Raw genomic sequence first — 19,606 nt, 5'->3', positions numbered from 1 at the left:
ATGTTATTTTAATATATTTCAGATTTTGTTGTGTATTATTTTTATATTAAATTAGTTGTGTAAGTATTTTTTTATATAAGGAGTAATAATTAGAGAAATGAAAAATATCGACTTTATACTAGAAAGTGATGAGGCATTAAAACCGTCTGAACGATTAGTACTATTATTATTAGAGAAGCATAGAATGTTATATACGAACGATCTATTAGCATTATCTAATTTATCATATAAAACATTAACGGATTCATTAACAGCACTAGTTTTAAAATCATATGTACTAAAGGAAACAGGCAAGGGAAGAAGACAGAATTGTTATAGATTGGTATGATAAGATTCCTCATTTTAGAGATCTCATATTAATGTTTTTTTGAATGTAAGGGTAAATTCTATTTTGGTTTTCAAATGAAAAATACAGGACAAGGTTCGCTTGCATATTTCAATTTCATTTTTATTAATGTAATTCTATCGTTATTGAAAATAGAAAAATAAAATAAACTGCAAAAAACAGAAATAAAAAAACAATCCGTTTTTAAAATGGATTGTTTTTTATTGGAATAATATTATTTAATGAATGGAAAACAGGAATGATTATTCTACTTCACTTGTATACTTTTCAGGTAATAATTCCATTACGTTACATTTTACAAGTTCACCATTATAAGAGAGTATAACATTCGTATTTTTTCCGTAATCACTTATTAATTCTCGACACATCCCACATGGAGCAACAACCCAACATTTTTCTATATCTTCATGAGGGTGTGGGTGTGCAACTGCTGCAATGGTATCAAATTCATGATCACCTTTGGAAATAGATTTTCCTATTGCCATGGCTTCACCACATACTGTTATTCTTCCAACATTCGCTTCAACATGCACTGCTGCATAAATATTACCCGTTTTAGTTCGTACAGCTGAACCGATATGATGACGACCATATTTATAGTTTTTTCGATTACTTTTTCAGCAGCTGTAATTAAATTATAGTCTTCACTATTTAAAGGCATTACTTGTAACATAATTTCTCCTCCTTATAAAACATGATTATTGATATTTTAACGGAATATTTTAATATTTAAAATAAAAGATAGAAATACGATAGATAATATTGTTATGTAAACTGTTATTTTAAGAGGAAAATATAATAATCAATAGAACATATAGAAGAGTGTAAGTAAATATTTTGAATGATGGGAGATTATTATGGAGATTTTACAATCAATAACACAAGCTGTTATAAGTGGTAATAAGGAAAAAGTAGTGGAGTTTATAAAGACGAATCCAAGTGCAGTTAATGAATTTAGTGAAGATGGTTGGACACTACTTCATTTAGCGGCTTATTTTGGACAAAAAGAGATAGCGAGTTTTCTTTTAGAAAGTGGTGCAGATATACATATTAGAGCAAAAAACGAAAACGAAAATACACCTTTACAAGCGGCAATAGCGAATAAGCAAATTGAGCTTGTTGCTTTCTTAATTGAAAAAGGATCAGATGTAAATGTTATACAAAGTGGTGGTTGGACGGGTCTCCACGAAGCAGCATTATTAGGGAATGAAGAAATTATCGTATTGCTTCTTAAAAATGGAGCTAATAAGATGATTGAGAAAAATGATGGAAAAACAGCCTATGATATTGCTTTAGAAAAAGGACATGAGCACCTTTTACATTATTTGCATCAGGAAGTGAACATATGATGAATAAATGGAGTATAGGTGTATTTTTATTTGATGATGTAGAAGTGTTAGACTTTGCAGGGCCATTTGAAGTTTTTTCTGTAACCGAAGCAGATGAAGAAAAACCATTTACTGTTTATACAGTTAGTCAAAATGGAGAAATGATTACAGCAAGAAACGGATTAAAGGTACAGCCGGATTATAGTATTGAAGATTTACCACCAGTTGATATTTTACTTATTCCAGGTGGTAAAGGCGTTCGGGAAAATGAAGTGCAAAATGATATTATAATCAATTGGATTCGTCAGCAAATGAAAGAAGTAAAACTAATGACTTCAGTTTGTACTGGAGCGTTATTACTTGCGAAAGCCGGTTTACTGGATGGCTTAAAAACCACAACGCACTGGGCTAGTATTCAAACGTTCAAAAAAGATTTTCCGAATGTAGAAGTAATGGAGAATGTGAAATTTGTAGATGAAGGGCACATCATTACATCGGCAGGTATTTCAGCTGGTATTAATATGTCATTTCATATTGTGAAAAATTTGTTAGGTGTGGAGGTTGCTGAGGATACGGCAAAAAGTATGGAATATGATATTGATTTACAAAATTAAAAAAGCCCAAATTGGGCTTTTTTCTTATTTTAAGTGTATATAGGTATGATCTATGCTCTAAACTTAAGCTCTTAAATAGTCATTCTGGTTTTATCAAATATACGACAATGCATTTCTTTTCTCCTTGTAATCAAGTTAAAACAAGGAGAAATTTGTATGTAAAAAAACTCTTCTACAATAGTAGAAAAAGAATAACAGAAACTACTATTTTATGCCAGTATACATAAAAAAGTGCAATATAAATATGGAAATGTCGTCGAATGCTATCTTTAATTGGTTAATTAGTGAGATATTTTTGTGAAGGAGCTTATTTTATAAGAATAGAATTAAAGTTAATAAGAAATCATGCCGATGGTAGTGAAAATATATGTGTTAGGGGGATTTCATAATGAGGAAACTCAAGCGAATAAATGTTCCTAATATACAAGAACAACTATCACAGTCTAATGAGAATCGAGCAATTAATAAGAAAAAACTAAGGCGATTTATATTCATGTTTATATTTATTGCGGCGGCTACTTTGTACGTTCAATTTATTTTAACGAAACAACAAGAAATAATTGTAGAAAAAAAAGATACAATAACGAACCAAAAAAAACAATTGCTTTCTTTAAAGAAAGATAAGGCTTCTTTAAAGACTAACATAGAAAATTTAACAGACGATGAAGAAGAAATTTTAAAGTTTGCGAGAAAAGAATATCAATTTTCTAAATCAAATGAAACTATATTTGTGTTGCCGAAGTAGTGTAATAGAACAGTTAGCAATAGCTAGCTGTTTTTTCATGTATGATGTCATGGTACAAGAAACAATTACATATTGTAAAAATGAAGAGCTCGAGCTGTTTTTGTACTTATGGAATATATACGAAAATAAATGTTGTTAAAATTCTGTCAATTGTATTATAATACAAGGTAAGCGGATACATTTTTTAATCCATGTTGAGTTTATCACTCATACGACTATTAAGAAAACCGTTATCCCGTATTAGAAAGGAAGAGAGCTGTGTACGCTTCAAATACAATTTATGTCGTAGGGGATGCGAAAGCACCTCAAAATAATCCCATTACCGAAAAGTTTAAAAGCTATTTTGTAGCGTTTGTACTTGTTAAGGAGACTGGGGAAATTGTAGATGCAGATTGCTCAGCGACAATTGCATTAACATCTCAATTCGTTAAATATTTATTTCTACATAAAAATATTAATGACCCAGAATTAGTAATGGAAATAAAAGATCGTTATTTCGGTTCGTCTCAAAAAGCACTACTTGTAGCATTAAAAGATGCACAGAAAAAATATAATCAAATCGCTGCTTTGTCTACACATTCATAGACAAAATCCAGCCGTAAGAATCTTCTTATGGCTGGATTTTTTTATTTCCCATTAACCTTCCACATGAAAAGTAGGCAAAAGAGGAGATGTATTGCTCCAAAATCATTGAGAATTAAGGTTCTATTTTGCGAGAAAACGAAAGGATGAACAAAATGAAAATTACTGATGTAAAAGTAAATCGTAGACGTGTAAATCTGCATACACCGTTTAAAACGGCGCTTCGTACTGTAACCGAAATAGAAAGTATAGACGTATATATTCATACAGATGAAGGAATTGTTGGCAAGGGTGCTGCAGCTGCAACACCAGTTATTACGGGGGATTTCGCTAGTGGGATTGAAGAAGCAATTTTAGGTCCGATGCGTTCAAGTTTAATTGGTCAAGATATTACTCAGTTTCAGCAGTTACTACAGCACATTCAAATGAGTTGTATTGGAAATTCAAGTGCAAAAGCGGCGGTAGATATCGCTTTATATGATGTGTATTGTCAATATCATAACGTTCCACTTTACGCATTATTAGGTGGAAAAAAAGAAATTCACACAGATATTACTGTAAGTGTAGATGAACCGTTCATTATGGCGAAAGAGGCAAAGCAACATGTAGAAAAAGGATTTCAAACTTTGAAAATTAAAGTGGGGAAATCTGCCCCTTTAGATTTAGAACGTATTGAAGCGATTCGAAATAGCGTACCAAAAAATACGACGTTACGATTAGATGCAAATCAAGGTTGGAATCCAAAAGAGGCAGTTTCTATCATTAAAGAGATGGAAAATCGTCATTTAAATATTGAATTTATTGAACAACCTGTTCATGCGAAAGATTTGGATGGTTTAAAGTACGTCAAAGATCATGTACAAACGCCTATTATGGCAGATGAAAGCATATTTTCAGCGGGTGATGCATTGAAAATCGTTCAAGGAGGATATGCAGACTTGCTCAATATTAAATTAATGAAATGCGGTGGTATACGTGAAGCGTGGCGTATTGCTGATATCGCAGAAACAGCTGGTGTAAAATGTATGGTCGGAAGTATGATGGAATCCTCACTTTCTGTTAGTGCTGTAGCCCATTTAGCAGCTGCCCATCCTAATATTCATTACTTCGATCTTGATGCACCGCTTTGGTTAATGGAAGAACCAGAAGGAATGACTTATTCTGGCTCAAAGGTAAACCTTCAATCGACAGTGAATAGTAAATCTTAGGAGAAGAGACTAGTAAACTATCTTTTAAGGGGGATATGTATGAAAAAAGTAGGAACTGCATTTTTAACAACTTTATTTATATTTTCATCGTTTACATCAGCACATGCTGAAGAGAAGAAAGATAGTAAGGCGTTTATCGATGTGTCTGCCGCAACACTTTGGACTACACCTGATTCATTACGGCCAATTGATGTACCAAGCGCTACAAATCCAGTTGATTTGTGGAAGTGGACGAAATCGATGACGCTTGATGAAAAACTTTGGTTAACAAACGCAAATAAATTAGAAACGCAAGCGCTATTAGGTCAAGAAGTAACGGTTGTTGATAAAAAAGGGGACTGGGTGAAAGTGTTAGTCCATGGTCAGCCAACACCACGAAATGAGGAAGGTTACCCAGGGTGGATGCCTGAAAAACAGTTAACTTATAATCAAGAATTTGCAGATAAAACAAATGAACCTTTCGTATTAGTAACGAAACCGACAGCAATTATATATATAAATCCTTCTGAAAAACATAAATCGCTTGAAGTGAGCTATAATACGCGACTGCCGCTACTAAGTGAAGATACAATTTCATATCGCGTGTTGTTACCAAATGGACAGAAAGCTTGGCTACGAAAAAATGACGGAACGGTTTACCGTTCTCAAAATGATATTCCAACCCCGGCGGCCGATGATTTAATAAACACAGGGAAAATGTTTTTAGGATTACCGTACATTTGGGCTGGTACAAGTGGCTTCGGATTTGATTGTTCTGGATTTACACATACAATTTATAAATCGTACGGTATTACCATTCCGCGAGATTCTGGACCGCAATCGAGAAATGGAGTTGCAGTGGATAAAGAACATTTACAAAAAGGAGATTTAATTTTCTTCGCACATGATCAAGGGAAAGGTAGTGTTCATCACGTTGCTATGTATATTGGTGACGGAAATATGATTCACTCACCAAGAGCTGAAAGATCGGTAGAGATTATACCACTAAATACACCAGGATATATAGAAGAATACGCTGGTGCGCGTCGTTACTTACCTTAAAAAATAGAGGGAGGTTTTCAAATGAAAAAAGTTGTTCGTTACTCATTAGTTAGTACTCTGTTAGTTTCTTCAATTTTAGTTGGCTGCGCAAAAGAAAAAACAACGACAAAGCCGAAAGATGAGAAGAAAGTATTACAGTTACTAGAAACGGGTGAAATTCCGTCATTACATTCAGGGAAAGTAACAGATGCAGTATCATTTAACGTTTTAAATAACGTAATGGAAGGATTATTCCGCTTATCGAAAAATGATGAAGTGATTGAAGCTGGCGCACAAAAATATGAAGTGAGCAAAGATGGAAAAACATATACATTCCACTTACGTGATGCGAAATGGTCTAACGGAGATCCAGTAACAGCGCAAGATTACGTATATGCTTGGAAGCAGCTTATTAATCCGGATACTGCTTCTCAATATGCATACATTGCGTACGATGTGAAAAATGCGGAGAAAATAAATAAGAAACAACTAGGGGTAGAGGAATTAGGAGTAAAAGCGAAGGATGATAAAACGTTCGTTGTAGAGTTGGAACATCCTGTACCGTATTTTACGAAATTACTTATTTTACCATCATTCTATCCGATTAACGAAAAATATGCGAAAGAACAAGGTGATAAATACGGATTAGAAGCAAATAAAACGGTATATAATGGGCCTTTTACACTATCTGATTGGAAGCATGAAGCGAGCTTTACAATGAAGAAAAACGATAAGTATTGGGATAAAAAAGAAGTGAAGTTAGATGAAGTAAACTATCAAATTGTTAAAGAAATTTCAACTGCGGTAAATTTATATGAAACAGATAAAGTTGATAGAGCTGTCATTTCTACAGAATTCGTAGATAAATATAAAAATAATAAAGAGCTAAAACAATATACAGATCCAGTTATGTACTTCTTCCGATTTAATGAAAATGTGCCGATTCTTAAAAATAAAAATGCACGTCTTGCACTAAGTACAGTGTTTGATAAGAAAGGACTTGCGACTTCGTTTTTAAATGATGGTTCGGTTGCTGCAAACTATTACGTGCCAAAAGGATTTTTAAAAGGTCCAGATAACAAAGATTTTAGAAGTACAGCAGGTGAGTTTAATAAAACGGATGTAAAACAGGCGAAAGAATATTGGGAAAAGGCGAAGCAAGAGACTGGTATAAATGAAGTAACGCTTGAGTTATTAAACTATGATTTAGAAAACTTTAAGAAAGTAGGAGAATACATTAAAGAACAGCTAGAGAAAAACTTACCAGGCTTAAAGGTAAATGTAAAATTACAACCACATACGCAAAAGCTAGCGCTAGAGAAGAAGAAAGAATATGAAATGTCATTATCACGTTGGCTACCGGATTATCCAGATCCAATGACATATTTAGAAGTATTCCTTTCTGGAAGCAGTGTGAACAATACTGAATATGCAAATCCAGAATATGATGCGTTAATTAAGAAGATTAAAACAGAATTAGGTAATGATGAAAAAACTCGTTGGAAAGCATTGCAAGATGCTGAAAAGATGTTGCTGGATGATGCGGTAATTGCTCCAGTATTCCAGCGTGGATTATCTTACTTACAAAAGCCATATGTGAAAGATTTATACGTACATCAATTTGGACCAGCAACAAGTTTAAAGTGGGCAGATGTACAAAAATAAAGGATGAGAAAACAGACTCCACGTTTGTGGTAGTCTGTTTTTTAGTTAAAGTCGGGTAAATAGTACATGGTATAATTTACTAGTCTGTATAAAATTTTGGAGGGGAATGAAGTTTTATGTTTGAAGAAAAGAAAGTAATGCATACAAAAAGGTTATTCATGAGAAAGCCCATTATAGAAGATGTTGATCAATTTTATAGCATAGTAAAAGAAGAGGCTGTTGGCAAATGGCTTCCTAAATCAAAGGGAATGTCAAAGGAAGAAGTAAAGGACTATATTATGCAACTAATATCACATTGGGAACAGTATGGTTTCGGGGTATGGTTGTTAGTTAATAGAAATACAGGAGAGCTTTTAGGACATTGTGGTTTAAGAAAAATAGATGAAACAGGTGAAATAGAAATTATGTATTTACTTGATCCGGAATATTGGGGAAATGGATATGCGTCAGAAGCAGCAAAGGCTTCCATTCAATATGCAAAAGAGATGATGAATGTAAAAAGAATAATTGCTAGAGTAAAAGTAGCAAATGAGAACTCGAAAAAACTTTTACGAAACCTAGGGTTTATATATACTCATGAAGTTGATTATAGCGGGCGCTTATTATCATATTTTGAATTCAATACATCATCCGAAGAATTCTAGACATTTCATATGTTTTTTCATTGTTAAAAAATAAAATTATTACTAAAATTTCAGTGTGAAATGTATGTAGAATCTTGTATAATTAACGTGTTTCTATGGAAACATTTTCTTGCGCTATATAGGTCTTAATAGAACAAGGAAAGAAATACATACATGTATATAATAGATAAATAGAATGGAACATGTATAGAGAAAAAGGAGAGAAATGATGACGTGTCAAAGACAAGGGTTACAATTTAATTGCGATAGGAAGAGGAATAAAAAATGAAAATGAAGCATGCCTTTGGTCCCATAATTTTAGCGTGTGTGCTGTTTTTTATTATCATACTCATCCCATCGAAAAGTTTAGTATCACTGATTAGTGATAAGAAGGTAGAAGATGCGGCAACTTCTTTACAAAAAGAAAAATTACAAAGTGTATTCTTGCAACAGAAAATGTTAGAGAATTCGCAGTATTTACCGATGTACGGTTCATCTGAATTTTTACGAATGGATGCATATCATCCATCTAATTACTTTAAAGTGAATCCTGCAGGTTTTACGCCATATTTAATCGGAATTGGCGGTACACAAAGTTTAGCTCATATATTAAATATGACGTCTACTATGGATGAGTTAGAAGGTAAAAAAGTAGTCTTTGTTTTATCGCCACAATGGTTTACAAAGACTGGGGTTTCCCAAGGGGATTTTACGAACAATTTCTCCAAACAACAAGCATATCATTTTATTTTTAATGATAAAATAAATGTAGAAATGAAGAAGCAAATTGCGAAACGACTTTTAGATTATAAAGTTGTTCAAGAAGATGATATATTAAAAAATTCCTTAGAAGGTATTGTATATAATGATACGAAACATAACGTAAAAGCGGGCTTAGTTAAACCACTTGCTTATATGCATCGAAATATTTTAGATCATAGAGATTTATTTAACTCTATATTTAAGATTGAGCCGATGAAAGAAAAAACAAATGTGGGACTACGTTCAATTTCTTGGGTAGATGCACGTAAACATGCGGAAGAAGAAGGGAAAGCGGAATCTACTACAAACACATTCGGAATTGAAAATCCATATTACTATAAACATAATTTGAAGAAAAAGTTAAAAGGTCTAAAAAACTTTAGAGCAAATGAATCGTATGAAGAATCACCAGAATATGATGACTTACAAATTGTTTTAAATATTTTTAAAGAGAAAAATGTCAAGCCGCTCTTTATTTCTGTACCTGTAAACGGACCGTGGTATGATTACGCTGGTTTCCCTAAAGAGCGCCGTGAAGTGTATTATAAAAAAGTTAGGGAACAAGTTGAGAAAGCAGGATACCCAGTAGTGGATTTCTCTGGCCATGAATATGATAAGTATTTCTTAAAAGATACAATTCATTTAGGTTGGAAAGGCTGGATTTACTTTGATGAAGCAGTGCAAAACTTTTATACAGAGAAATAAGTGTAGATAAAAAGGAACAGCTATAAGCTGTTCTTTTTTTAGTATAGAGTATTTTGATGTGGGCAATTCGGAAAGGCGTGTATATCTTGAATTTGTCTAAAATCATAATGTTTCATTACGAACTGCGCTTGATAAAGGTATTCATATACATACAATTGACCATCATGTGCTGAACATAATACACCAGAGGTTCCTTGCCCATTAATGAAGGAAATACCGATAGGGCGTCCGATTAAGTATTGTATTTTTTGTTGCCAATGCATAGGGGAATCACTCCTTTTTGAGATAATATACGAAATGAATGAGTGAATTGTAGCTTATCCACATAATTATGGAGGCTTTTTATACAATTTCTAGAAGATATTAATATGAATGAATTATAAGTGCGAGAAAGGATTGAATAATGAAGAAAGAGAATATTTTGGAAGAAAAATTAAATTTAATAGAATGGTGTCAAACATTGAAGGGATTAAGTGATGATATGTGGCTTCGATCATTTAAAAATGGTTCGTGGGGAATTGCAGATGTGATTTCACATTTTATCGTTTGGGATACGTTTTTAATAAAGCATAGAATTCCATACTTTATAAGTGGACAATCTGTACCAAATGTTCCAATAGATGTTGAGGAAATAAATAAGGGAGCAATTAAATATGCGAGATCTGGTATTTCAAAAGAAGGACTATTAAATCAATTCAGTGTTACTCGTAAACAGTTAGTGGATGAAATTGAGCGAATTCCCACCAAATATTTTTATAATGTCTACCAATTTGGCACTAAAAAAGTGAAATTAAATCATTACTTTTCATCACTCATTCAACATGACTTAAAGCACAAAGAAGAAATAATACAATTTCTAATACAAAATCAAGCCTATAATAAAAACCGCTAACATTCGTAATGAATGTATAGCGGTTTTTATTTATATTTTTACGCAAGATTTTTACGCTTTTTTGTCCATTTTTTTATAACGAAGTATAAAAGAATAAGTATGACGCCACCAATTGCGAATGATTTCACATATGGTCCAGCAACATCGTTAATATTTTCCCAATTCTCACCTAGTTTTTCACCTAAATAAATGAAAATGATAGACCAAGGGATGATTGCAAGTGCTGTTAACGTAGTGAAACGTAGGAATGACATTTTTGTAATACCAGCAGGAATTGAAATCGCATGACGCACTACTGGAATGAAGCGTGCTGTAAAAATGACGCCAGTTCCGTAACGATTAAACCAATCTTCTGCAGCATCTATTTGTTTTTTATGTATGAAAATATATTTTCCATAACGTTCTAATATAGGGCGTCCGCCGTATCGGCCAATCCAATAAATAAAGATTTGAGCAATAACACCACCAATTGTACCGAACACAACTGCGCCTAAAAATGAGATACTACCATTGAATACTAAGTATCCCGCATAAGCAAGGACAATCTCACTTGGAATAATCTCAATCATAAGTCCAAGCATAATGCCCCAATAACCTAGCCCTTCAAAAAATGTTAATACTGAGTGAATAAAACTACTTACCATTGTTGCACCTTCTAGTTTATGTATTTTGGAATAGGTGAACCTTATAGTTAATAATATAAAAGATTCACTATGTGTAGATTATACCTTATTTGTATAGGGGATTGCTATTTCAATTCTTTTATGTCTCTTATAAGTATTATCATAAAGTATGTAAGTTCCGTTTTCATGAAGAGATAATGAAAAGATTATTAAAAATTTCTCATATATTAATGATAATAAACTGAAAATTAAGTATAATTATATAGGTTTTTAATTTGTAAAAACAGGAGGAGAATACATGCAATTTAATGATCCGATTTATGGGAAAATTACTATTTGTGATAGACATATCCTTCGATTGATGGATACAAAAGCATTTCAAAGATTGGCGTATATTAAACAACAAGGACATACATATTTTTTACACGAAAACGCAATACATACGAGGAAAGAACATTCAATAGGTGTATATGTACTTGTAAATAAAGTGATAGAACATCTTACGGATATTGGTGATATTCGTTTATCAGAATATGAGAGGGAATTATTATCTGTTGTAGCACTTCTACACGATGTTGGCCATGGCCCATATTCGCATTGTTTTCAACAAATATCAGGCGAAGATCATGGTGAGTGGACTATACGAATCATTCAAGAGGATGAAGAAATACGAACGATTTTAAATCAGACCGCCGGATTATTAGATGATGTAACGAAAGCTTTAACAGAAGATGGTGTTTTTCCGATTATAGATGAGCTCTTGTTTAATTCATTAGGAATGGATCAATTAGATTTTTGGAATAGGGATTTATATTATTCATCGCTTGAGATAGGTGGATTACAGATAGAAGAACTGATAGCTAGTATGCGTTTTATAAACGGTAAACTTGTCATTGAAGAATCGGGAATCCCTTTGATTGAACAACTAATGAAAATGAAAGAAGGACTTTATAATAATGGCTTTGGTCATCCGTTTGTAATAGGAAAAGATTTATTGTTGCAAAAGATTTTTAAAAAGATAGAAGAGAAAAATCTTTCTTTCTATACTCCTGAGCTTCAAAACTTCTTTTATGAAAGAGAGAATTTAGAAGTAGAGGATTTTCTTCCATTACATGATAGAATAATTTTCAATGAATTAAAGTGTTTTGAAAAATCAAAAGACGTAGAAATAGCAACATTAATTCAGCTATATTTTTCGGCAACTAAAAGTTTAGCATTTGAAAAAGGAATAGAGGGTGATTTTAATAAGGGAAATAGCAGCTTAGTCGTAATCACTGAAAAAAAAGCTTACAGTTCATATGTAGGTGGTATTTATGTTTATAGTAAGGGAGAGTTAGAGGATATTATAGAAAAATCACCTTTTATTCGAGAAATAGTAAGGTTACCTACAAAAAAATGTGCGTATTCAATTTGAGTTGATTTAGAAATTCCCTTATCACCTAGACAGGTACTTCACTTTCAAATAACGAATTATAATGGTAATAAAATTTTTATAGAAAATTAACGTGATGAAGGTGAAAATATGAAAAAAACATTATTAGAAAAAGCCTCATATCTACATAAAGCAGAATTAGAACAATTACATAAAGCTATATTAGTTTCCGAGAAAGCGCATGAAGGACAATTTCGCGTTTCGGGTGAGCCGTATATTACTCATCCATTTGCAGTTACAGAAATTTTGTTAGATTGTAAGGCAGATATAATAACTTTAGTTGCAGCATTATTACATGATGTGGTGGAGGATACAGATTATACAATTGAGTATATACGTGATATATTCGGTAAAAAAGTGGCTGATATTGTAGAAGGGTTAACTAAAATTGATAAAAAACAAACCCCTAATAAAGAAGAGTATGAAGCAGTGAATTTAAAGAAATTATTGTTAGCTACGCAAGGAGATATAAGAGTAGCTATTATAAAAGTGATAGATCGTCTACATAACATGAGAACTTTACAGGTGAAAGCTGTAAAGAAACAAGTTCCTTATGCAAATGAAACACTCAAAATTTTCGCTCCGATTTGTAAAAGACTAGGGCTATTACATATTCAACACGAGTTAGAAGATTTAGGTTTTTATTATCTTAACCATTCTAAATATAAGGGAATGAAAATTCTTTTACAAAATTATGTTAAGTTATTAGACGGTTTGTCTCAAAATATCATGCAAGATATAAATAATTTTCTAAATTCATCTTTAATATTTGAAGTTAACTATGAAGTAAGCCCTATTTATACAGCCTATTCTCGTCTCCAAGAAATTCAAGACATTACAGCGGTGTCAAAAATAATTATCACGGCCTCAAATAATTTAGACTGTTATAAAATATTAGGAGTTATACATCAACTATACCAACCAATTCCATATCAATTTGAAGATAATATAGCAATTGAAAGTGATGTGTTAAACAAATACTTAAAGACCAAAGTGGTAATCGATAACCATGAAATAGTGATATGGATTGAAACAAAAATAAATCAGGAGAGACGATATAAAGGGGTATTTCATATTCTTACAAAAAGTATAACTGATAAGGATATGCAAAATATAATTCATAAATTGATGGATCATTTTATTAAGACAAATGATCTAGTAACTCAAGATGCGATTGAATTTTATGATTTAGTTTCATATGAACTATTTCAAGATAACATTGTAGCATTTACTCCTAAGTTAGATTCCGTGAACTTACCGCAAGGTTCAACTGTAATTGATTTTGCTTTCGCATTAAACCCTGAGATTGCTAAATATATGTCAGGTGCTAAAGTTAATGGTATAAATAAACCGATAACAACGAATGTTTCACATTTAGATATCGTTGAACTTTTGGTAACTGAAAACATTAGTAATGTGAGACAGGATTGGTTAAGTTTTGCTAATAGCTCAAAAGCTCAAATCGAAATTTATAAAGAGTTACGAAGATGAAGGCGTTAAATCTATCGAGAAAAGTTGTTCGAAATATAATAGGCGATTATGGTTTTTTATAATTAATACATAGAGAAATAAGCATCAACCTGTTCTAAGTATGTAACAGGTTGATGCTTGTTTTCGTTATAAAAAAATAGAAGCATTTCTGCTCCTATTTTTTAAGGCTTCACATCTAAGTTCTGTAAAAATAAAGTTGCTGTTACGTAACGTTTCGCTAACATTTGTACATAAGCGGTATGTACAGAAAGTGTGGCGATAATTATGGCGTTACGGATTGCTTCGCGTTGCTCGTTATTAACCTGATCGAACTTGCTTGCAATTTTATCAGCTCTTTCTTTTACGATGTTTTCAATTGTATGGATTGTATCTGTTGCATTTAATTGTAAGCAATTCCCTTGATTGAGTTCTTCAAATAGAGAAGAGTATGCTCCATATAAATGAACAGGATTGATTAAGTCATCACTTCGATCGGCTGGGTCATTTACGATAAGGCGTAATAGCTTACGAATGGATTCAAAATCAAGTGCTGTTTTTAAATCTTCAACAATGAATAGTAAGGCTGCTTGTTCAATTGAATATTTTTTTCCTTTTTGAGGAGAGCCAATCATTTCTTTTATATCTCGTTTCACCCAGTTTTGCATGGCAGTTACAGAGAAACTTGTGTTTTCGATCTGATTGCCAAGCGCGACTATTTCATTTAAAGAGAAACCGACGTCTGTATCGTCAATTTTTATCAGTTTTTCAAAAATAGGTGAAAGTGCGGTAGTAATAAAAGCAGTTACGCTTTGTCCGCTTTCAATATCTTTTTTATGTGACTTTGCCCAAGCTTCTTGTAAAATACCGAGAGGCTTTTTCGTATTCCATCCTCTTAACGATAGAAGAAGGGTAGCCATTTCGTTTCGTGTGAGATGAAATGTTTCCATCTTTTCACCTCCATAAATAATAAAAAGTTCTTATGAACCTATAATATGTTTTGTTTCATTTAAAGTCAATTCTGTTTTGCTTAATTTTTCCTTTGTCACCAAACTGTCAGAAGTAAATAACACTTGCATATTTCGACAAAAGTTCATATAATAAGTTCATAAGAACCTTTAAAATGTTTTTAAAAATAAATCTATCATTCTGAATTTACTAGAAAGGTAGATTTCACATATATCTATATAAAAGGAGAATGGATATAATATGTTGAAAAAACTTGTAGCAGTCATGACAGCATTCATGGTTATCTTTGGAGCTAGTAGCTTCATGTTTGTAGATTACGCAGCAGCGAAGAGTTACAAATCTGGTAAAAAGTCATTTACACCAAGTTCAGGTCAAAAGTCAAAAGTTGATTTAAACAAAAAAGACTCAAATGTAAATTCGCAAAAAACGACTCCAGATTCAAAAACAAAAGCAACAAATACAGCACCAAAAAGTAATAAAGGAAGCTTTATGAAAGGTTTATTACTAGGTGGTCTTGGTGGTTTACTAATGGGTAGCTTATTTGCAAATATGGGAGCTCTTGGTTCTGTATTAGCGTTTATGGTAAATATGTTAGTAATGGCTGGTATCGTAATGTTAGCAATTCGTGCATTTAAATACTTCAAAGATCAACGTAAGAAAAAGGAAGATGAAGTAGCATGGAAACGATAAAAATTTCTGAACAAGAACTGATCAACGCCCTTTGCGTATATATCGCTGAAAAAAGACAAGTTGGTCCAGAAGAAGTTTTAGTTGAACTTATGTACGACGATGACTATGGTTTCTCTGCTGAAGTAGAGGTAAATGGTCGCCAGCAAATTTTAATTCAAGCGAACTTAATCGAAGCACTACGCTTATTACTTGACAGAGAATATAACGTCAATTCATTTGCAGCGAGATTACAACTTGAATTAGATGATGAAGAAGGTATTTACGCGTTAGCGAAATTTAATAACTCAGATGAGTAGGAAAAAGAGCTGTTGAGAGTATTCTCAGCAGCTCTTTTTAGTATGTGCAAATGCAAGGGAATAATCACGCCAAATTTCATTCATTTTCCGTCTACCGACATCAACACCCTGGTTAAATTGAATGGCAGCTTGTTGACGTACGGCATGTACATGTTGGATTGCTTGTTGCAATTGTTGTTCCACCGAAGGGGAGTTTTTATTTGCTTGTTTTACGATTGAATATCCAGCAACAGCTCCTTGTGCCATAGCAATCTTCCCGCTTTCAATGCCAGTTATATTACCGGCTACAAATAAACCAGGAAGAGGGGTTTCCATTGTTTCAGAATGGAGAGGAACGTGCCCGCCTAATTCCGGAATGTAACGGAATGGACAGCCAGCTACAGCAGTTAGCTCAGCAAGAGGATATAAGCCACCTGCAATACAAACGAAATCTGCCTCATATATTTGTTCCGATCCAGTGATGATGTTTCCTTTCGTATCAATATTAGCAATGCGTACACCTTCAACTTGATCTGTCCCGATAATTTCAAGAGCTGCTTTTCGAAGATGAAGAGGTGTACCGTTTATTTTCATACCGTTATTAGGGTAAAACTTTAATCCAGCTTGTTTCGCCCAATTATATTGCATCAATCGACTACCAATACGTAATAAAGGTGACGGGGCAAGGTGTGCAGCGTGTAAGAGAGAATTTAAAACTTCTTCTGGTTCACCAGCCTGTTGACTTAACTCACTTTTTTCAGGAAGTACGATATGTTCCACTTTAATTCCTGCCAATTGTAATTCATTCAAAATGGCAAATGACAATATGTTAGCACCAATAATGATTCCTTTTTTCCCAACTTGAACACGATGTACATTCGTCATAACTTGAGCTGCTCCAATTGACATCACCCCAGGAAGTGTCCAACCAGGAAGAGGGATAGAGTACTCAGCAGCGCCAGTAGCAAGTAAAACGAAAGGTGCTTCTAACGTACCGATATTCGTATGGACGAACCAAGAACTTTCATCTTTATCTAAATTATAGACGGAAATGCCACATCGAATATCAACTGAAAGAGATTGTGCTTCTTCGTGAAGGCGTTTGGATTCTTTTATCCCGTTCCACCATTCTCCAGTAGGTTCTTGATGTAATTGTCCTAACAATCTTCCGCCAGGCTTCATAAATTCATCAATAACAAGTACTTTTAGTCCAAAACGGGCACAAGAGATAGAGGCTGATAAACCCGCGGGGCCAGCACCGATAATAATGACATCGTTCATCGCTTTTTCACCATCTCTCTCACGATATTTGGATGTTGTTTACCACTAATAACAACCATACCGTTTTCTACAACAGTTAAGCATGCTCGTACGTTTGCTTGATTGTTTACTGTGACGCGGCATTCAGAACAATGTCCAATATTACAGTAAATACCTCGTGGCGTCCCGCTATCTTCATGCACTCTTAATGTTCTTATTCCGTTCGCAAGTAAAGCAGCTGCAATCGTTTCATGTTCATATGCTTCATATTGTTGACCGTTAAATTGAAAAGTGATGCGATTACTATTATGTAAACTCCCTAAAATAGGGTGATGTGTAATTCTACTCATTTACTTTCACCTACCGATCCAAAAGTAACTGCTCGTACCGGTGGTTGGTATTTCAATGGAATATCATTTGTAGTTACCCCTGGATTTGCATTTTCAATCATTCGATCTATCATCATTCTACATGTGCGGCCACCGCAAAACCCCATGCCAGCACGTGTTCTTAGTTTTAATTCTCTTGCCGAGCATTTATAATCAGCAATTGTCGATTGAAGTTGACCGTATGTAACTTCTTCACATCGACAAACAATTAAGTGATCTTTATTCGTCATATGTATTCCTCCTCTAGTTCGATTTGCACAAATTATATAATGCAAAAACTATGCCAATATAGAGGAGGGGAGGTTTATTGTAACCCAAGCTTTTTTAAACGATTATATAAGGTGGCTCTCGTAACACCAAGTTGTTTTGCGCATTCTAATTTATTCCCATTTAAAATGCGTAAAGCCCTCTCAATGACTTTTTTCTCATGTTCCTCCATCTCTTCTTGCAAAGAGAGGATTGTATGATTGTTGCTGAGTAATAAGGAATGAGCCGCATGATTATCTAAAGTTTCGGTTGTATGAAATGGTAAATATTCTTGCTTTATAATACCGTCAGTCGCAAATACGACAAGTCTTTCAATAACGTTACGGAGCTCGCGAATATTACCTGGCCAATTGTAATGAAGCAGTTCATGCATAATGCTTGAAGGTAAGTCGCGAATGGGTCTGTTATAGTTAATTGAAAAATCGTTTAGGAAAGAATAGGTTAATTCAATAATATCTTCGCGTCTTTCGCGCAGCGGTGGAATATGCAAACTAACTACATTTAGGCGATAGTATAAATCTTCTCGGAACGTGCCTTTTCTCATTTCTTCTTGTAAATCACGATTGGTAGCAGCGATAATACGAAAGTCAATATGAATCTCTTTTTCTCCACCAACTCGGTAATATTTTCGTTCTTGTAGTACGCGCAAAAGCTTCACTTGCATATCTAGCGGCATTTCTCCAATTTCATCAAGAAATAATGTGCCGCCTTGGGCGAGCTCTATTTTACCTTTCTTACCTTTACTATTTGCACCAGAAAACGCCCCGCGCTCATACCCGAATAATTCGCTTTCAAATAACGCCTCTGGAATGGCACCACAGTTAATTGAAATAAAAGGTGCCTTCGCTGCCTCACTAGCTTCATGAATTGCTTTCGCAAATACTTCTTTTCCAACACCACTTTCACCGAGTATTAAAACGGTTGATTTCACCGAACAAACTTTTCTAGCTAATTGTATTGTTCTTTGTATAACAGGGCTCTTTCCATTCATCGCAAGAAAAGGATCTGATTCATCTTTATACTTTGCTACTTCTTGTTCTAAACGGTGCATTTCATGTGACATATTGAATAGTTTTTCATTTAATGCGACTTGATTTGTAACGTCAGTTTCTGAAACGACTGCTCCTATAATTTCACCGTTACAATAAACTGGATTTGAATTAATTAATACGAACAAATCTGGACGAGGTTGATGGAACTGAGCGATTATACTTTTTCCGTCATGTAATGATTGCAAAATTTCCAAATCTTTATAGTCAAAAAAATGAGTGATAGGTTGCCCAATAATTTCATTATGCTTGACTGAAAAGATCTTTTCGGCGCCATCTGTCCAGGTGCAAACGCGTTCTTTATCATCGATGACTGTAACGGAAGAATCCGTTGTTTGTATTACGGTGTTATAAAAAGATTGCAGTTCATTGTATGACTTAACAAGAAACGGGATGATTTGCTGAGCTGTTATACAGCATATAGGCTCTTTATTTTCGTTCATTATGATAACCACTATTTCATTGGAAAACGCGTCAATTAAAGCGGTGAATGAATCATCTTCATATATTACTGCGCAGTTATATTTTTCTGTAGTAGAAGGGCGGTAATAATACTTTTCGTTAATTTGCTTAATATGTTGCAAGCAGTATGTATGGTCAATGGATAAAATTTTTAGAAATTCTTTTATTGTGGGAAATGAGAATGCCATATTGTCCTCCTATTATGTATAAAAATTTTGACAGTGATAAAAAAA

General features: G+C 33.6%; 22 protein-coding genes and 1 pseudogene. 15 read left to right on the top strand and 8 right to left on the bottom strand.

Going from position 1 to position 19,606, the window contains the following annotated elements; translation table 11 throughout:
* Window positions 1-97 precede the first annotated feature (97 nt).
* The gene (locus MKY00_RS13995) at window positions 98-328 is read left to right on the top strand and encodes a hypothetical protein (protein WP_000789031.1); all 231 of its coding nucleotides are present in this window, start codon (window positions 98-100) and stop codon (window positions 326-328) included.
* Between the two features lie 260 nt (window positions 329-588).
* Here MKY00_RS13995 and MKY00_RS13990 read toward each other — a convergent pair.
* A pseudogene (locus MKY00_RS13990) lies at window positions 589-1,019 on the bottom strand (cytidine deaminase).
* A 184-nt stretch (window positions 1,020-1,203) separates the two neighbouring features.
* On the opposite strand from MKY00_RS13990, the gene MKY00_RS13985 reads away from it, so the two are divergent.
* From MKY00_RS13985 to dltD, 9 genes are all read left to right on the top strand, one after another.
* Window positions 1,204-1,695, top strand: a complete 492-nt coding sequence (locus tag MKY00_RS13985; protein WP_016717726.1) for an ankyrin repeat domain-containing protein — start codon at window positions 1,204-1,206, stop codon at window positions 1,693-1,695.
* Window positions 1,692-2,288, top strand: coding sequence for a DJ-1/PfpI family protein (locus MKY00_RS13980; RefSeq protein WP_341035074.1), 597 nt, complete (start codon window positions 1,692-1,694; stop codon window positions 2,286-2,288). Before MKY00_RS13985 ends, MKY00_RS13980 begins: the two co-directional genes overlap by 4 nt.
* Window positions 2,289-2,676: 388 nt before the next feature.
* Window positions 2,677-3,033, top strand: a complete 357-nt coding sequence (locus tag MKY00_RS13975) for an FtsB family cell division protein (RefSeq protein WP_001228718.1) — start codon at window positions 2,677-2,679, stop codon at window positions 3,031-3,033.
* Window positions 3,034-3,291: 258 nt separating this feature from the next.
* The gene (locus MKY00_RS13970) at window positions 3,292-3,618 is read left to right on the top strand and encodes a DUF3870 domain-containing protein (protein WP_000271328.1); all 327 of its coding nucleotides are present in this window, start codon (window positions 3,292-3,294) and stop codon (window positions 3,616-3,618) included.
* Between the two features lie 143 nt (window positions 3,619-3,761).
* Window positions 3,762-4,823, top strand: coding sequence for a dipeptide epimerase (locus tag MKY00_RS13965; protein WP_016717725.1), 1,062 nt, complete (start codon window positions 3,762-3,764; stop codon window positions 4,821-4,823).
* Between the two features lie 39 nt (window positions 4,824-4,862).
* On the top strand, window positions 4,863-5,864 hold the full coding sequence (locus tag MKY00_RS13960) for a C40 family peptidase (RefSeq protein WP_016717724.1): 1,002 nt from the start codon (window positions 4,863-4,865) through the stop codon (window positions 5,862-5,864).
* A 21-nt stretch (window positions 5,865-5,885) separates the two neighbouring features.
* Window positions 5,886-7,508, top strand: coding sequence for a peptide ABC transporter substrate-binding protein (locus MKY00_RS13955; protein WP_016717723.1), 1,623 nt, complete (start codon window positions 5,886-5,888; stop codon window positions 7,506-7,508).
* 116 nt (window positions 7,509-7,624) lie between these two features.
* Window positions 7,625-8,152: a GNAT family N-acetyltransferase gene (locus MKY00_RS13950; RefSeq protein WP_016717722.1), complete on the top strand. Its 528-nt coding sequence runs from the start codon at window positions 7,625-7,627 to the stop codon at window positions 8,150-8,152.
* A 264-nt stretch (window positions 8,153-8,416) separates the two neighbouring features.
* Complete coding sequence (gene dltD, locus MKY00_RS13945) at window positions 8,417-9,598, top strand: D-alanyl-lipoteichoic acid biosynthesis protein DltD (protein ID WP_000782324.1); 1,182 nt, start codon at window positions 8,417-8,419, stop codon at window positions 9,596-9,598.
* A gap of 38 nt (window positions 9,599-9,636) precedes the next feature.
* Here the strand turns inward: dltD and MKY00_RS13940 are convergent, their stop codons facing one another.
* On the bottom strand, window positions 9,637-9,861 hold the full coding sequence (locus MKY00_RS13940) for a hypothetical protein (protein ID WP_016717721.1): 225 nt from the start codon (window positions 9,859-9,861) through the stop codon (window positions 9,637-9,639).
* A 140-nt stretch (window positions 9,862-10,001) separates the two neighbouring features.
* On the opposite strand from MKY00_RS13940, the gene MKY00_RS13935 reads away from it, so the two are divergent.
* Entirely contained in the window at window positions 10,002-10,490 is a 489-nt protein-coding gene (locus tag MKY00_RS13935; protein WP_016717720.1) for a DinB family protein, read from the top strand.
* Between the two features lie 38 nt (window positions 10,491-10,528).
* Here MKY00_RS13935 and MKY00_RS13930 read toward each other — a convergent pair whose 3' ends face one another.
* The gene (locus tag MKY00_RS13930; protein WP_016717719.1) at window positions 10,529-11,134 is read right to left on the bottom strand and encodes a DedA family protein; all 606 of its coding nucleotides are present in this window, start codon (window positions 11,132-11,134) and stop codon (window positions 10,529-10,531) included.
* A 277-nt stretch (window positions 11,135-11,411) separates the two neighbouring features.
* On the opposite strand from MKY00_RS13930, the gene MKY00_RS13925 reads away from it, so the two are divergent.
* The gene (locus MKY00_RS13925; protein ID WP_016717718.1) at window positions 11,412-12,527 is read left to right on the top strand and encodes an HD domain-containing protein; all 1,116 of its coding nucleotides are present in this window, start codon (window positions 11,412-11,414) and stop codon (window positions 12,525-12,527) included.
* 108 nt (window positions 12,528-12,635) lie between these two features.
* Complete coding sequence (locus MKY00_RS13920; RefSeq protein ID WP_016717717.1) at window positions 12,636-14,036, top strand: HD domain-containing protein; 1,401 nt, start codon at window positions 12,636-12,638, stop codon at window positions 14,034-14,036.
* A gap of 161 nt (window positions 14,037-14,197) precedes the next feature.
* On the opposite strand, the gene MKY00_RS13915 is transcribed toward MKY00_RS13920, so the two are convergent.
* Complete coding sequence (locus MKY00_RS13915) at window positions 14,198-14,962, bottom strand: DUF1836 domain-containing protein (RefSeq protein WP_000447224.1); 765 nt, start codon at window positions 14,960-14,962, stop codon at window positions 14,198-14,200.
* A 259-nt stretch (window positions 14,963-15,221) separates the two neighbouring features.
* Between MKY00_RS13915 and MKY00_RS13910 the strand changes: the two genes are divergently transcribed.
* Both MKY00_RS13910 and MKY00_RS13905 read left to right on the top strand, forming a co-directional pair.
* Window positions 15,222-15,671, top strand: a complete 450-nt coding sequence (locus MKY00_RS13910; protein ID WP_016717716.1) for a hypothetical protein — start codon at window positions 15,222-15,224, stop codon at window positions 15,669-15,671.
* Window positions 15,659-15,967: a YxcD family protein gene (locus tag MKY00_RS13905; RefSeq protein WP_000447759.1), complete on the top strand. Its 309-nt coding sequence runs from the start codon at window positions 15,659-15,661 to the stop codon at window positions 15,965-15,967. The genes MKY00_RS13910 and MKY00_RS13905 overlap by 13 nt, the downstream gene beginning before the upstream one ends.
* A gap of 24 nt (window positions 15,968-15,991) precedes the next feature.
* On the opposite strand, the gene MKY00_RS13900 is transcribed toward MKY00_RS13905, so the two are convergent.
* From MKY00_RS13900 to MKY00_RS13885, 4 genes are all read right to left on the bottom strand, one after another.
* Complete coding sequence (locus MKY00_RS13900) at window positions 15,992-17,227, bottom strand: NAD(P)/FAD-dependent oxidoreductase (protein WP_341035072.1); 1,236 nt, start codon at window positions 17,225-17,227, stop codon at window positions 15,992-15,994.
* Window positions 17,224-17,556, bottom strand: coding sequence for a (2Fe-2S)-binding protein (locus MKY00_RS13895; protein ID WP_000087050.1), 333 nt, complete (start codon window positions 17,554-17,556; stop codon window positions 17,224-17,226). The genes MKY00_RS13900 and MKY00_RS13895 overlap by 4 nt, the downstream gene beginning before the upstream one ends.
* Entirely contained in the window at window positions 17,553-17,825 is a 273-nt protein-coding gene (locus MKY00_RS13890) for a (2Fe-2S)-binding protein (protein WP_016717714.1), read from the bottom strand. The genes MKY00_RS13895 and MKY00_RS13890 overlap by 4 nt, the downstream gene beginning before the upstream one ends.
* 74 nt (window positions 17,826-17,899) lie before the next feature.
* Entirely contained in the window at window positions 17,900-19,561 is a 1,662-nt protein-coding gene (locus MKY00_RS13885) for a sigma-54 interaction domain-containing protein (protein ID WP_016717713.1), read from the bottom strand.
* Between the last annotated feature and the right edge of the window lie 45 nt (window positions 19,562-19,606).

The organism is Bacillus sp. FSL R9-9834, from assembly GCF_038006905.1.
GTDB classification, from domain to species: domain Bacteria; phylum Bacillota; class Bacilli; order Bacillales; family Bacillaceae_G; genus Bacillus_A; species Bacillus_A pacificus.
The sequence above is the reverse complement of the archived record's forward strand: the minus strand, read 5'-3'. Positions and strand labels throughout refer to the sequence as shown.